General features: G+C 57.3%; 15 protein-coding genes. 13 read left to right on the top strand and 2 right to left on the bottom strand.

Features of this window, described 5'->3' with window-relative positions; all coding sequences use genetic code 11:
• Positions 1-29 precede the first annotated feature (29 nt).
• Positions 30-947, bottom strand: coding sequence for a succinate--CoA ligase subunit alpha (sucD, locus tag SELIN_RS01545; protein ID WP_013504949.1), 918 nt, complete (start codon positions 945-947; stop codon positions 30-32).
• Entirely contained in the window at positions 944-2113 is a 1170-nt protein-coding gene (gene sucC, locus SELIN_RS01540; protein WP_013504948.1) for an ADP-forming succinate--CoA ligase subunit beta, read from the bottom strand. The genes sucD and sucC overlap by 4 nt, the downstream gene beginning before the upstream one ends.
• A gap of 355 nt (positions 2114-2468) precedes the next feature.
• Between sucC and SELIN_RS01535 the strand changes: the two genes are divergently transcribed.
• The 13 genes from SELIN_RS01535 (at position 2469) to mce (ending at position 14839) form a co-directional block, all read left to right on the top strand.
• Positions 2469-4076, top strand: coding sequence for a GspE/PulE family protein (locus SELIN_RS01535; RefSeq protein ID WP_013504947.1), 1608 nt, complete (start codon positions 2469-2471; stop codon positions 4074-4076).
• A gap of 14 nt (positions 4077-4090) precedes the next feature.
• Complete coding sequence (locus SELIN_RS01530) at positions 4091-5296, top strand: type II secretion system F family protein (RefSeq protein WP_013504946.1); 1206 nt, start codon at positions 4091-4093, stop codon at positions 5294-5296.
• Positions 5297-5388: 92 nt separating this feature from the next.
• Positions 5389-6018, top strand: a complete 630-nt coding sequence (locus SELIN_RS01525) for a hypothetical protein (protein ID WP_013504945.1) — start codon at positions 5389-5391, stop codon at positions 6016-6018.
• A gap of 15 nt (positions 6019-6033) precedes the next feature.
• Positions 6034-6381, top strand: a complete 348-nt coding sequence (locus tag SELIN_RS01520) for a hypothetical protein (RefSeq protein WP_013504944.1) — start codon at positions 6034-6036, stop codon at positions 6379-6381.
• Positions 6378-6836: a hypothetical protein gene (locus SELIN_RS01515; protein WP_013504943.1), complete on the top strand. Its 459-nt coding sequence runs from the start codon at positions 6378-6380 to the stop codon at positions 6834-6836. Before SELIN_RS01520 ends, SELIN_RS01515 begins: the two co-directional genes overlap by 4 nt.
• Positions 6837-6977: 141 nt before the next feature.
• Positions 6978-7628 carry a phosphatidylserine decarboxylase gene (locus tag SELIN_RS01510; RefSeq protein ID WP_013504942.1) on the top strand — a complete coding sequence of 217 codons (651 nt, stop codon included), beginning with the start codon at positions 6978-6980 and terminating at the stop codon, positions 7626-7628.
• Positions 7621-8373 (top strand): CDP-diacylglycerol--serine O-phosphatidyltransferase, encoded by a 753-nt coding sequence (pssA, locus tag SELIN_RS01505; protein ID WP_013504941.1) that lies wholly within the window; start codon positions 7621-7623, stop codon positions 8371-8373. The genes SELIN_RS01510 and pssA overlap by 8 nt, the downstream gene beginning before the upstream one ends.
• Complete coding sequence (locus tag SELIN_RS01500; protein WP_013504940.1) at positions 8348-9922, top strand: 2-isopropylmalate synthase; 1575 nt, start codon at positions 8348-8350, stop codon at positions 9920-9922. Before pssA ends, SELIN_RS01500 begins: the two co-directional genes overlap by 26 nt.
• A 26-nt stretch (positions 9923-9948) precedes the next feature.
• Positions 9949-10584 (top strand): trimeric intracellular cation channel family protein, encoded by a 636-nt coding sequence (locus SELIN_RS01495; RefSeq protein ID WP_013504939.1) that lies wholly within the window; start codon positions 9949-9951, stop codon positions 10582-10584.
• A gap of 27 nt (positions 10585-10611) precedes the next feature.
• The gene (gene serS, locus SELIN_RS01490) at positions 10612-11904 is read left to right on the top strand and encodes a serine--tRNA ligase (RefSeq protein ID WP_013504938.1); all 1293 of its coding nucleotides are present in this window, start codon (positions 10612-10614) and stop codon (positions 11902-11904) included.
• Between the two features lie 63 nt (positions 11905-11967).
• Entirely contained in the window at positions 11968-12780 is an 813-nt protein-coding gene (locus SELIN_RS01485; RefSeq protein ID WP_013504937.1) for an IclR family transcriptional regulator, read from the top strand.
• 146 nt (positions 12781-12926) lie between these two features.
• The gene (locus SELIN_RS13655; RefSeq protein ID WP_013504936.1) at positions 12927-14330 is read left to right on the top strand and encodes an HD-GYP domain-containing protein; all 1404 of its coding nucleotides are present in this window, start codon (positions 12927-12929) and stop codon (positions 14328-14330) included.
• 104 nt (positions 14331-14434) lie between these two features.
• Positions 14435-14839, top strand: a complete 405-nt coding sequence (mce, locus tag SELIN_RS01475; RefSeq protein WP_013504935.1) for a methylmalonyl-CoA epimerase — start codon at positions 14435-14437, stop codon at positions 14837-14839.
• The last annotated feature ends 14 nt before the right edge of the window (positions 14840-14853 follow it).

The raw sequence follows: 14853 nt of genomic DNA, 5'->3' as shown, positions 1-14853 counted from the left end.
TTCTTCCTCACTTTCCTCTTTGTATTTACTTAAGATGAAATCCTGCAGCTATCCAACAGGTCCATATCGAGCAGGAACTGCTCCATGATGGTCCCGATATCAACAATGGTAGGGGCAACGCGGATACCGGCGTCTTTCATGGCACTGATCTTGGACTGGGCCGAGCCGGTATTGCCGCTGACAATGGCCCCGGCGTGGCCCATGCGCTTGCCCTCGGGGGCCGTGGCGCCGGCAATAAAGCCAACGACCGGCTTGTGACGCATATTCTCCGCCACCCACTGGGCAGCCTTTTCCTCATTGGAACCGCCAATTTCGCCAATCATCACCACGGCCAGAGTATCATCGTCAGCGGCGAAGCGCTTCATGATATCCAGATGCGTCAAGCCGTTGATGGGATCGCCACCAATACCCACCACTGTGCTCTGTCCCAGATTGCGGGAGCTGAGCTGGTTGACCGCCTCATAGGTCAGGGTGCCGCTGCGCGAGACAATACCGATATGGCCCCGCTTGTGAATATATCCCGGCATGATGCCGATTTTACACTCGTCGGGGGTGATGATGCCGGGGCAGTTGGGGCCAATCAGCTTGATGCCCGGCGTGGTGCGCAGAAAGTCCTTGACGCGGATCATATCGAGAATGGGAATGCCCTCGGTTATGCAGGCGATGATTTCCACGCCCGCGTCGGCCGCTTCCATGATGGCGTCGGCGGCAAAGAGGGGCGGAACATAGATCATGGAGGCGTTGGCACCGGTTTCGCTTACGGCCTGGGCCACGGAGTTGAAGACGGGAACCTTGCCATCCAGGGCCGTCGTGCCACCCTTGCCGGGGGTTACGCCGCCCACCATTCTGGTGCCATACTTCAGGGCCATTTCTGTGTGAAACAGCCCCTGGCTGCCAGTGATGCCCTGGGTGATAACACGGGTATCGGAGTTGACCAGGATACTCATGCCACACCTCCTCTGGCTTTTTCCACCGCAAGCTTGGCGGCTTCCTCCAGGGTTTTGGCCACAATCAGGTTCTGCCCCGACTGTTCGATAACCTTCATGCCTTCCTCCAGGTTGGTTCCCGCCAGGCGAATGATAATGGGTACCTTGACATCCATGGTCTTCGCGGCTTCCACCACACCCTGGGCAATGATGTCACACTTCATGATGCCACCGAAAATATTGACCAGGATGGCTTTGACCTTTTCGTCGCGCAGAATGATGCTGAAGGCGTTGGAAACCTTCTCTGTATTGGCACCGCCTCCCACATCCAGGAAATTGGCCGGCTCGCCGCCATAGTGCTGGATGATGTCCATGGTAGCCATGGCCAGGCCAGCGCCGTTGACCATACAGCCAATGGTGCCGTCAAGGGCGATGTAACTGAGATTATAGCGGCTGGCCTCCACTTCCAGGGGGTCCTCTTCGGCAAAATCCCGCAGCTCAAGAATTTCGGGATGACGCATCAGGGCGTTTTCATCGAAATTCACCTTGGCATCAAGGGCCAACAGGCTGCCATCGTCGGTGACAATCAGGGGGTTGATCTCAATCTGGCTGCAGTCTTTTTCCGTAAAGAGCTTATAGAGACCTTTGACAATGGTGGAAAACTGGCGGATCTGCTCCCCGGCCAGCCCGAGGGAAAAGGCCAGCTTGCGGATCTGGAAGTCCAGAATGCCGATGGAGAGCTCTATGTGCTCCATGAGAATTTTTTCGGGATGCTGCTCGGCGACTTCCTCGATATTCACACCGCCTTCGGTGGAGGCGATAATGGCAATGCGACGCTCTTCGCGGTCAACGATCATGCTCAGGTAGAATTCCTTGTTGATGACACGCTGCTCTTCCACCAGGATGCGCCGCACCTGCTTGGATTTTCCGCCCGTCTGAGCTGTCTTGATAGGGGTATTAAAAAAGTGTTCTGCCAGGTCCTTGGCTTCCTTGGAGCTGCTTACCAGCTTCACGCCACCACTGGCACCGCGGTTGCCCGCGTGGATTTGTACTTTAACGACAGATTTCCCGCCCAGGCTGCGGGTGATGTCTTCAGCCTGCCAGTTGGTGTAGGCCACTTTGCCCTTGGGAACAGGAATGCCATACTGCTCAAAAAGTTCTTTGCCCTGATACTCGTGAATGTTCATACACACTCCCTGCCAATGAAGGTTCTGGGCCAGTTAGCTGCAGACTGTTGAAAGGCGCTCACCTGCTGCCCGCAGTGAGACACTTTCCATTGTCTGCCTGTTTACGAAGTCTTCAGCAACCTGCACAATCAGCACAACAGTCTGACACTATACCGAAACCATTTCGCCAGAACATCGTTTCCGTTACCAACGGCAAAAAAAAAGCTTTGTGTTTCACTATGCCATGGAATTCGGCGCAGAAGCGAGCCCGGCAGTCAAAAAGTTTTTTTCATATTACGTTAAAAAGCTTGAGTTTTACTTGATATAATCCGCGCGGATACTATAATTCCATTTGAAACCCCGGCGAGGAGGCACCATGAAACTCGGGCAGATCCTCTTGGAGATGGGTTGCATCTCCGAAGCACAGCTGCACAATGCACTGAATCAGCAACGCTACAGCGGCATGCGCATTGGTCAGCAGTGCTGTGAACTGGGTTTTATTGCAGAAGACCAACTCCTGCAAGCCCTCGCCACCCAGTTTCATTTTCCCATGGTTGATCTGAACAGAATCGCCATTGACAGGTCGCTTCAGGAGGGTCTGGAGGCCGCATGGCTCAGGGATGAAGGCATTCTGCCCCTGAGCCGCACCGAAAGCGGCGGCATCCTGCTGGGCATCGTGGACCCCCTCAATCTTGCCGCCGCCGACACCATCGGGCGCCACTTCGACACCTCCGTGCATAAAGCCCTCATCTCACAGTCCCTCCTGGAAGAACACCTGCTCCCCCCGCAGCCCTCCACCCAGACAGCCACCCTGCAGACCCATGACACCACCAGCCCGGAAGGAAGCAACCAGGCCATCGATATGGTCAATGGCCTGCTGCAGGCCGCCCTGCACATGGAAGCCAGCGACATCCATTTCGAAGCTGCCGGCCAGTTCATGCGCGTGCGCATGCGGGTGGACGGTTGCCTGATGGAGCACAGCATGATCCCCAAGCAACTGGAGCAGGCCGTCATCACGCGCATCAAAGTTTTGGCGCACCTGGATATTGCCCAGCGCCGCCTGCCCCAGGACGGCAAACTCCAGCACACTTTTCAGGCCAAGCGTTACGACATGCGCGTTTCCACCGTGGCCAATATCCACGGAGAAGGCGCCGTGCTGCGCATCCTGCCCTCCCCCGACAAGCAACCTACCCTTGAGGAGCTGGAGATGGGAGCCACGCTGCCTGAACTTCTGGTGCGACTTGGCAACAGCAGCGGCATGATTCTGGTCGCCGGCCCCACCGGCAGTGGCAAAACCACAACTCTGTACGCCATGATCCGCCACATCAACAGCCTGACCCGAAAAATCATCACCATCGAAGATCCCGTGGAACACCAGCTGCCCCTGGTGAACCAGATCCAGGTCAACACCAAAGCAGGGCTCGACTTTCCCACCCTGTTGCCCCACCTGCTGCGACAGGATCCCGACGTCATTGTGATCGGCGAAATTCGCGACCGCAAAACGGCAGCTATGGCCTGCCAGGCAGCCCTGACCGGGCACCTCGTACTCTCCACCATACACACCACCACCGCAGCCGCTGCCGTAAACCGCCTGCTGGACATCGGCGTGGAACCCTTTCTCGTCGCCTCCGGCCTCAGCGCCGTCATCGGGCAGCGTCTGGTGCGCAGACTCTGCCCCCATTGCCGCTGCAGCGAACCTTCGCCACAGCCGATCCCTCAGTTCACTGCCCCATACTTCACCGCGAAGGGATGTCCCCACTGCAACCACACCGGCTATCGCCACCGCAGCGGCGTCTTTGAGCTCCTCTGCGTCGACAGCCGGATCCGCCAGCTCATCAGCCACGCCACATCGGGACTTGAACTGGAAAGCGCCGCCAGAGAACAGATGCACTGCGGCACCCTGTGGGAGAATGGCCTTACCATGGCTGCCCACGGTGTAACCTCTCCAGAAGAAGTGCTGCGGGTATTGCCACGCGGCAACTGAAAAAGGATTGCTCCATGAACACCTCCACCTATCGCTATGAGGCGTATAGCGCAGATGGCAGAAGACACAACGGCACTCTTGCCTCCACCTCACGCATAGACGCCCTGAACAGCCTGCACGGACAAGGGCTGATTGTCACGGAACTCCAGGCAGACAGCGCTGGCAGGCGTACACCCCTGCTTCCCCGCGTCCTGCCCGCAACCGAGCGCATCTTCTTTCTGCATCAACTCAGCGCCCTGCTGGGTTGTGGAATTTCCCTGGCCACGGCTCTGTCCATGCTGGCGACATCCATGGAAAGCCCCACCTGGCACACCATTCTGACCAGGATGGAGCAGGATCTTTCCCGGGGACAGAGCGCCAGCAACACCTTTCGCAGCCATCGGTACGCCTTTGGCGACCTCCTGCCCTTCCTGGTGGAAGTGGGGGAACTTTCCGGGCGCCTTGAAGAGATGCTGCTGCGCGCCGCCTCCATCATGGAAAGCCAGCGCGAGTTCCGCAAAAGACTTGGTGACGCCCTGCGCTACCCCCTGATCGTCCTGACAAGCCTGCTCGGAGCCTTCGTCTTTGCCGTCACCATGATCATTCCCCGCTTCGCCGATATCTTCGCGCGCTCTGAAGCCACCCTTCCCCTGCTGACCCGGTTCCTGCTTGGTCTGTCATCGTTTTTCAGCCACTACGGTATCATCCTTCTGTCAACGCTCCTCCTGACAACAGCAGCCCTGCTGGCCGTTCACCGAAGGGTCCCGGGCGCAAGAAACTTTTTATTCCGCATGGGGTTAAGATTTCCCCTGCTCGGGACGATATTGCAGATAAGCATGGTCAGCCATCTGTTCATGACTCTGAAAACCATGCTGCAGGGAGGCATTCCTCTGGCAGCCGCCATGGAAATGGTTCGGGACACCACAGCCAACCCTCTGCTGCGACAGGAGCTGCAGCTGGCCCACGAACTGCTGAATCAGGGAGCTCCCTTTCACGCGGCACTTGAGGCCTGCACCATTTTCCCTGGCCTTGCGGTTCAGATGGCGCGCACTGGCGAAGAAGGCGGAACCCTTGAACAGATGCTTGAGAAAACCGCCACCTTCTACGAACAGCAGGCACAGCAGAAATTACGAACCCTTGCCGGATATACGGAACCTCTGCTATTGTTGCTCTCTGGGGTATTTGTCCTGATTCTGGCCCTGGGGATTCTGCTACCTATGTGGCAGGTAACCAGACTCTAAAACGCCCAGCCACAGGCTCTGCCAGCAGGCACGGCAGTGTATCTTGAAGCTGAGAGCGCGCTTTCAGCGGATCACTCAAGGAGGCATTGACTTTGAAAATCTCTCTCAACGGCAAAACGGCCAATATTGACAAGCGAGGATGCCGCCACTTCAAGCACCTCATGGAGAAGGTGCAAAAAGAGCTTCTGGCGCAGAATGAAGTCGTGGTCAGCGTCATTTCCAACGGCACCGAGTACGCCAACCTTGATGAGAACCTGTGGGCCGATATCCCCTCTCCCCAGATTCAGGATCTGCAGATTGTCACCTCCTCCATCAAGGAGCTGTCGCTGCAGAGCATCAGCGATGTCCAGGAGTACCTCCTGAAGGTACACGGCGTCCTGCAGGGCGTCCGCAAGGACATCGGCACGAAAAAGAACTCCGGCAAGGCCATCGCCAGCTTCCACGATGTCATCAAACTTTTTGACGGCTGGATACTGCCTATAATTGACAGGTTGACGACTTTGTATAAAATATCGCTGCAGGACATTACCATCCAGGGAGTTCCCGCAATACAGTCCATCAACGACTTTATTGAAAGCATTGATGCTGGGGTATCTCACCTTGAGCGCAGCGCCTTTGAAGACTTCAGCCACTGCCTTGAAGAGCGCACTCTGCTGCACATCCGACATATACAGGGCCTTTTTGACCACCTGCACCAGTACATCAAAACCCATTCCAGGTAATGGGGGAGGTCATCCATGGACGATCGCGAAGTTATTGTCATTCAGCTTATCGGACTCACACGGGAACTGCGCAAGCACCTGGAAAACCAGGACGCTTCCGATGAAATCATGGACGAGCTGATCAACCGCCGTCAGTGGCTCATTCAACAACTGGCCCAGGCCTGTGAAAATGCCGGAGAAATCGGCGGTTCTGCCCTGCAGCTGCTGGAAGAGGATCGCAACCTGCTGGCCAGTGCCAATCAGGAAAAGATCAACATGGAGCGCCTGCTGGCCATGGAGAGCCGCAAAAGTGACATCAAGGGCAAGTACCGGCAGGTGCAGTCCATTCGCGGCCAGTCACTGCTGGTTGACCGCACCCTGTGACCCGGGGTTTCACCCTGATTGAAGCGCTGCTGGGTCTTGTGCTGCTGGCCCTGACCGCAGCCACAGCTGCGCAGTTTATCTCCTTCTTCCTCCGCAGCACCATGGCCCTGATACCGCAACAGGAAAGCACCGCCACCGCCGCCTTTCTGGCCGATGCCATGCACCCCCTTGCCACTGCCACTCCTGATCTCGCTCACCTCCAGGAGCCCTGGAGCTTCAATACCCTCGACCAGTGGCACGGACTGCAGGTCGAAGCGTCCCACCTGGGAATCGGCAGCAGTGGTCACCAGATGGACGTCACGGTTCAGTGCGCGCAGCTCGATGAAAGCAACCCTATCTGGAGCGCGAGCACCGGAGGCGACTGTTCCAGCGGCTGGCGCATCATACATATCCACGCCAAGCACTCCTCTGCCGGAAGCAACGCCCAGCTGACCATGCTTCTGCCCACGCCATAACCCCCTGCCGGGGAATCGAAAATTGCTTTTCTTTCCATAGGCTTTTGGTTACATTATGCCATTCTTCCATGCGCCTGCCTGCAGGAGGGCCACCTCGGCTTCAGCAGGTCGGTGCGAATTTCTTTAAAGGCTGATATACTCATGAGAAAACCGCTATATGGTGTTGCCCGCGAAGGCTATCCGCTGATTCTCCCTCCCATCGTCCTCGGGCTTCTGCTGCTGGGACTCGGCTTTACATTTACTCCGGCAATTCTGCTGTTTATCGGGTTTTTCTGCCTTTTCTTCTTCCGCGATCCGGAGCGTCGGGGCGACTTCTCCCCCTCCCAGCTCGTCTCGCCCGCAGACGGCAAGGTCATTGTCGTCAAGGAGCACGACCACGGGCCCATCGAAGGGCAGCGGGTGGTACAGATATCCATTTTCCTGAATATCTTCAATGTGCATGTCAACCGTTCGCCGGTCTTCGGAACCATCGTGGACGCCCAATACAAGCCTGGCCGCTTCCACGCCGCCGACAAGGACATCGCCGCCCTGGAGAACGAGCATACCCTGGTTACGGTGGATGTCACCAACGGGCCGCGCATCTGTTTCAAGCAGATTGCCGGACTGGTGGCACGCCGGGTGGTCTTCTGGGGAAAAAAAGGCGATCAGCTTGAAGCCGGCATGCGCATTGGCCTTATGAAGTTCAGCTCCCGCATGGATCTGTTTATCCCGGCCGACAAAATCTCCCTGCAGGTGCAGGAGGGACAGAAAGTACGCGCGGGAATAACCATACTGGGAGAATTCCGTGCATAAAGGGGTCTTCCTGCTGCCCAATATGGTGACCCTGATGGGGATGTTCTGCGGGTTTTACTCTATCCTTGCCTCGGTGCGGGAAGAGTATATGGCCGCAGCCATTGCCATTATCGTCGCAGCCGTTTTCGACGCCCTGGACGGTAAAGTGGCGCGACTGCTGAATGCCACCAGCCGCTTTGGCATGGAACTTGATTCCCTGAGCGACCTGGTCTGCTTCGGCGTGGCCCCGGCGGTACTCTTTTACATGTGGGCCCTGGAGCCCTACGGAAAAATCGGCTGGATGGCCGCCTTTATCTTTGTGGCCTGTGGCGCCCTGCGTCTGGCCCGCTTCAACGTCCACGCAGACGGGGCCAGCAGCTACTTCTCCGGCCTGCCCATACCGGCAGCGGCGGGGTTTATCGCCTCCTTCTTTATCTTCTACAACCACCTCCTTGGCGGCGAGCCACCCTTTGGTGGCTTTATCGTGCTGCTGGGGTACCTGCTGGCCTTCCTGATGGTCAGTAACATCCGCTACTACTCCTTCAAGGATTTCCGGCACCTGCGCCGCAAACCCTTTGGAATACTGGTCATCATCCTGTTGACCTTTGTGGTGATCGGCTCCTACCCGGAAATCATGCTCTTTGGCATCGGACTGGTCTACCTGATCAGCGGCCCGGTCGGAACACTGATGAACAGACGAAAACCCCTGCAAAAACCTGAACATACAGACGGAGAGGATCATGAGCAGAAAAATAATGGTATTTGATACCACCCTGCGTGATGGCGAACAGTCTCCTGGCTGTTCTATGAATACGGAAGAGAAAGTGGCCCTGGCCCGACAACTGGAACGCCTCAACGTGGACGTCATCGAGGCAGGCTTTCCCATTGCTTCCATCGGCGACTTCGAGGCCGTCAAGGCCGTAGCCCTGGCCCTGGAAAAGCCCATCATCGCTGGCCTGTGCCGCGCCAACGAAAAGGACATTCACCGCTGCTACGAGGCCGTCAGCCACGCCAGGCGCGGCCGCATTCACACCTTCCTGGCCACCAGCGACATCCACCTGCAGGCCAAGCTCAAAATGAGCCGCGAAGACGCCCTTGAGCGCGCTGTCAGCGCCGTGAAATACGCCCGCAGCCTCATTGATGACGTGGAGTTCTCCCTGGAAGACGCCGGGCGCACCGACTGGGACTACATGTGCCGCGTCGTGGAAGCGGTCATTGACGCCGGTGCCCGCACCATCAACCTGCCTGATACCGTGGGTTACACCATCCCCTCGGAATTCCACGAGATGATCACCTATGTGATGAACCGCGTCCCCAACATGGACAAGGCCATCATCAGCCTGCACTGCCACAACGACCTGGGTCTGGCCGTGGCCAACTCCCTGGCCGGTATTCTGGCTGGCGCCGGTCAGGTGGAGTGCACCATCAACGGCATCGGCGAACGGGCTGGCAATGCCGCCATGGAAGAAATTGTCATGGCTCTCAAGACCCGTGCCAACTATTTCGGCGCCCATACTGACATCGTCACCGAGGAGATCTACCGCTCCAGCAAGCTGCTCAGTTCCATCATCGGCGTAGAAGTTCAGCCCAATAAAGCCATTGTGGGCAAGAACGCCTTCGCCCACGAAGCAGGCATTCATCAGCACGGCATGCTCAGCGACAAGCGCACCTACGAAATCATGACCCCCGAGTCCATTGGCCTGTCCAAGACCGAGCTGGTACTGGGCAAGCACTCGGGCCGCCACGCCTTCAAGGCTCGCCTGGAAGAGCTGGGGTACAGCCTGAACCCCGAGAGCCTGGAAACCGCCTTCGAGAAGTTCAAAGCCCTGGCGGACCGCAAAAAGGAAATCTTCGACGAAGATCTGGAGCACATCGCCAACGAAGGGCTCAAACAGGTAACCGAGACCTTCATTCTGGACTATGTGGGCACCACCGCCGGCTCCTCAATCATCCCCACCTCCTGTGTGCGCATCTGCACCCGTGAAAACGGGGAAGAAAGGCTCATCACGGAAACTGCCATCGGCGATGGCCCGGTGGAGGCTTCCTACCACGCCATCAACAAGGCCACCGGCTACCAGGGCAAACTGCTGGAATACCAGGTCAAGGCCGTCTCCAAAGGCGAGGACGCCGTGGGTGATGTAACCGTGAAAATCGAGTTCACAGGCCTGGATCGCCCCATTACCGGCAAAGGTTCCAGTACCGATGTCCTGCACGGCAGCGCGCTGGCCTACGTGGACGCCGTCAACAAGGCCCGCATCCGCTTTGAGCTGCAGAAGCGGGAGACCCGGCAGGAAAGCATCTCGGAAAAAATCTGAACACCGCGTCAGATAAGGGAAGACACGTGGACTTATTTACCATAGCCGACATCATCGGCATCTGCGCCTTTGCCTTGGCGGGCTTCCTGGTGGGAGTCCGCAAGGAACTGGATATCCTGGGAATCTGCATCGCCGCTTTTCTCACGGCCCTTGGTGGAGGCATTATCCGCGACACCATCGTGCAGACCACTCCCTTCGCCTTCCGGGAGATCTACCCCTTCATCTGCATTGTCAGCGTCATCGTCCTGGCAATTGCCCTGAAGGTACACCAGCGCCAGAACCTGGATCAGAATCGCCTGTTCATCGTGGCCGACAGCATCGGGCTCGTGGCCTTCAGCATCACGGGAACGCTGATCGCCCTGGAGAACAACCTGAATATCTTCGGGGTAATCTTCCTGGCCTTTCTGACCGCCACCGGCGGCGGCATTGTGCGCGACGCCCTGGTGAATGAAATCCCCTTCGTGCTCAACGCCGATTTCTATGGCAGCGTGGCGATTATCACCGCCATGCTGATCCTGCTGGCTGACATGCTTGGCGTCCTGGATCACACCGCCATCTTTATCATCGGCACACTGTGCCTGGCCCTGCGTCTGTTTGCCTACTTCCGGGGCTGGCAACTGCCCAAGCTGATCAAAGGCGCTGCGGACAGCGAAAAAACCTGAAAACGACCATGAAACTGGAGGAGAACCGTGCTTGATATCAAAAGCATTCGTGATAACGGCGCTGAAGTGCAGGCCCGGCTGCACCGGCGCCACCCGGATCTGAACCTGGGCGACCTGCTGGCCCTTGACGTGCAGCGACGCGAGATTACCAGCGAACTGCAGGCCAAACAGAGCCTGCGCAACGACGCCAGCAAGCAGATTGGAAAACTCAAAGCCCAGGGACAGGACGCTGCTCCCATCATGGAGCAGATGAAGAGCCTGGCCGACGAGATCAAGGCCCTGGAACTGCGTTCACGGGAACTGGATGAGCAGCAGAACACCCTGCTGCTGGGATTCCCCAACCTCCCCCACCCAAGCGTTCCCGCAGGCGCTGGCGAAGAGGAAAACGTCGAAATACGCCGCTGGGGAACTCCGCGCCAGTTCGACTTCGAACCCAGGCCCCACGATGAACTGGGAACAGCTCTGGGCATGCTGGATTTCGCCCGTGGCGTCAAAATCGCCCAGTCCCGCTTTACCCTGTACAAGGGCATGGGAGCACGCCTGGAGCGAGCCCTGATCAACTTCATGCTGGACATCCACACCGGCGAACACGGTTACACCGAAGTTCAGCCACCCCTGCTGGTCAACCGCGAGAGCATGACCGCAACCGGGCAGTTGCCCAAATTCGAGGAAGACCTCTTCGCCACCGAAGGGGGCAACCTGCTGCTCATACCCACCGCAGAAGTTCCCGTCACCAACATCCACCGTGACGAAATTCTGCCCATGGATGCGCTGCCGCTGAACTACACCGCCTACACCCCCTGCTTCCGCCGCGAAGCAGGCTCCTATGGCAAAGACACCAAGGGCCTGATCCGCCAGCACCAGTTCAACAAGGTGGAGCTGGTGAAGTTCTGCCACCCCGACACCTCCTATGAAGAGCTGGAAACACTGCTGCACCACGCCGAAGTCATCCTGCAGCGACTGGAACTGCCCTATCGGGTCGTCTGCCTGTGCAGTGGCGACCTGGGATTCAGCGCTGCCAAAACCTATGACATAGAAGTGTGGGTACCATCCCAGAATACCTTCCGCGAGATATCATCCTGCTCGAACTTCGAGGATTTCCAGGCCCGCCGCGGAGCCATCCGCTTCAAGGACGCCACCGGCAAGAATCGCCTGGTTCATACCCTTAATGGCTCTGGACTGGCCGTTGGCCGCACCCTGGTGGCGATTCTGGAAAACTGCCAGAACTCCGACGGCAGCATCAGCATTCCGAAAGCTCTTATCCCGTATATGGGGGGGCTGGAACGCATTGACGCTATTGACAACGGCGCGGTTTTATAGGACGTTTAGCAAAAAAACATGGGCTGTTCAACGACAGCAATACACAGGAAAGGGGACGGGGACATGAAGAGGGAAAAGACCGATTACATCGTCCAGTCTGTTTACAATGCCCTTGACGTGCTGGAAAGCTTCAAGACCTCCGGGGAGCTTGATATCCGCACGCTGCGCGAGAAATTTGATCTGAGCAAGAATAACCTGTTTCGCCTGCTGGCTACCCTGGAAAAGCACGGCTATGTGGAGCGCAACCCCTATACCAAAAACTACCGCCTGGGGCTGAAGAACTTCGAGCTCTCCCAGGCCTACATCAATAAAATCGACCTGCTGCGCACCACCGAGCCCATTCTGCAGGAACTGGTGAACACGCTGAACGAATCCGCCTATATCGGCGTACTGCGCGGCAAGAACGTTGTCTACCTCAACGTCATTGAAACCACACAGTTTGTGCGCATCATTCCCCGCATTGGCAGCGTCGGTTCGCCCTTCTGCACCGCCATCGGCAAGTGCCAGCTCTTTGACCTCAACGGCGAGGAAATCAGGAAGCAGATCAGTGACGCCAAAATCCAGACCTCCTGCTCCGGAACCCCTTTCAAAGGCATTGACGCCTTTGTCGAGGAGATCGAAATGTCCCGCCCGCGCGGTTACACCATCGACGATGAAGAGTTTGAAATGGGCGTGCGCTGCGTGGGAGCACCACTGCGCAATTACACCGGCAAAATCGTGGCTGGTATGAGTGTATCTGGCCCAGTGCAGCGCATGTCCTACGAGCGCATTGAAAACGAGATCGGGCCCGCCCTGATCGAAAAGGCCCACAAGGCCAGTAAGCGCATGGGCTATTCGGAGCTGGTGCAAAGCGAGCTGGAAGCCGCCTCCTCCTGATCCCCAGGGGCTGCGCCCCGGCCACTCCCTCTCAATCCAGATTCCATCCCGGTACGCGCCGGGATGGAATTTTCATTTGTTACTATACCTTCCATTATGTTACTATCGGTCGATAAAGAAAAGTGACCCACGCCCGGAGCATCGATATGAGGCTTTACTTCAGCCTGCAGGAACTGCGCATTTCCCATAAGATATTCTTCCTCTTCTGCCTCTTCTACCTGCTGGCAGCTTTGTCACACTTTGCTATCATCCGCAATGCCGAGCAGGGTGAGCTGCTGCAGAACGCCCGAGTCGTCGGGCAGCTCCTCTCCTCGGAGACCTGGTGGAGCATGGAACCCGGCAAAGTCTTCCGTCAGCCTGCCACCATGGACAGCCCCAGCCAGAGCAGCCAGAACTACTACTATCTGCCCATTGAAAGCGTCCGCAGCCAGGACGTCGGCGATTTTCCCGGCGCCACTCTGCTTGAGCATCTGGACCTGCAGCGCGGCGGCGAATACTATGAGTTTCACAACCACTCGTTCCACTATATCACCTCCCTGCACGTCCCCAGCCAGGCAGTACTGACCTTTCCCGAGGATAACCGCGTATACACCGCCGGCGAAATTCACGGAGTGCTCTATGTGGCACTACCTCAGAACCCCCCCCTTAAAACCATTATCAGCAACCTCAGCGCCACCCATATCGCACTGACCTTTGGCGCTGCCCTGCTGTTCTACCTCTTCGCGCGCTTCATTATCCTCAACCCCATTTACAACCTCTTTCAGGCAGCCAATCGCATCACCCATACCAAAGACTTCTCAACGCGCATTCCCTGCCGCTCCAGGCGCGGCCGCGAAGGGCAGCTCCCCCAGGACGAAATCACGGCCCTTGGGCAGTCGTTCAATCGCATGATCGATGAAATCAATATTTCCTACCGCAAACTGGAGCGTTCCCAGCTCAACATCATTGAAATCCTCGGCTATGTGGCGGAATTCCGCGACAAGGAAACCGGCAACCATATCCGCCGCGTCAGCGAATATGCCACCACCCTGGCCCGCCACGCCGGACTGAGCGACGAAGAGTGCACCCTGATCCGCCATGCATCCCCCATGCACGACATCGGCAAAGTGGGTATCTCCGACGAAATACTCAACAAGAAGGGCAAGCTCAACCACGAAGAGTTCGAGCTGGTCAAACAGCACACCACCCTTGGCGGCAACATCCTGCGCGCCCAGGAAGGCACCGAGGAAATTATTCTCGTAGCGCGCATTATCGCCCTGGAACACCACGAGTGGTGGAATGGTCACGGCTATCCCCACGGCAAGAAGGGCGAGGAAATCAGCTTCTATGGACGCATCGTCGCCATAGCCGACGTCTTTGACGCCCTCACCAGCCGCCGGCCGTACAAAGACGAATGGGACATCGCAGAAAGCGTCAACTACATCCGGGAAATGAAAGGCATCCAATTCGACCCCAACCTGGTGGATCTCCTGCTGGAAAACCTCAGCGACATGCTGGAAATCAAGCGCATCTACAGCGACACCGCACCCGAAACCGGAACCGGACGCTGAAGCTGGCCCCCGCATTTTCACACCCGCGCATTCCAGAATTCCAGACTACCCTCACTTCCCGCGATCCTGTATACTCCCCGGAAAAACCCCGAGGAGCAAGCGCCATGACCGACAAGATCAACCACATCGGCATTGCCGTCAAAAACCTGGATACTTCAATCCCCTTCTATCGTGACATCCTGAAAATGCAGCTGGAAACCGTGGAAGAAGTCGCCGATCAGAAAGTGCGCGTCGCCATGTTCATCTGTGGCGAAAGCCGTATCGAACTGCTGGAAGCCACTTCCGAAGACTCCCCCATCGCCAGGTTCCTCGAAAAAAATGGCGAAGGCATCCACCACATTGCCTATCAGGTAACAGGCCTTGATACAAAACTGAAGGAACTCAAAGAGAGCGGCGTACGCCTGGTTGACGAAACACCCCGCCCCGGCGCCCACGGAACCCGCATCGCCTTCCTGCACCCTAAATCCAGCGGCAGCGTGCTGACCGAACTCTGTGAAGAAGGGCACTGAGAAGAGAAATACTC

The sequence above is a fragment of the Desulfurispirillum indicum S5 genome, assembly GCF_000177635.2.
Taxonomy (GTDB): domain Bacteria; phylum Chrysiogenota; class Chrysiogenetes; order Chrysiogenales; family Chrysiogenaceae; genus Desulfurispirillum; species Desulfurispirillum indicum.
Note: the sequence above shows the minus strand (reverse complement) of the source record. Positions and strands in the feature narration are given on the sequence as shown.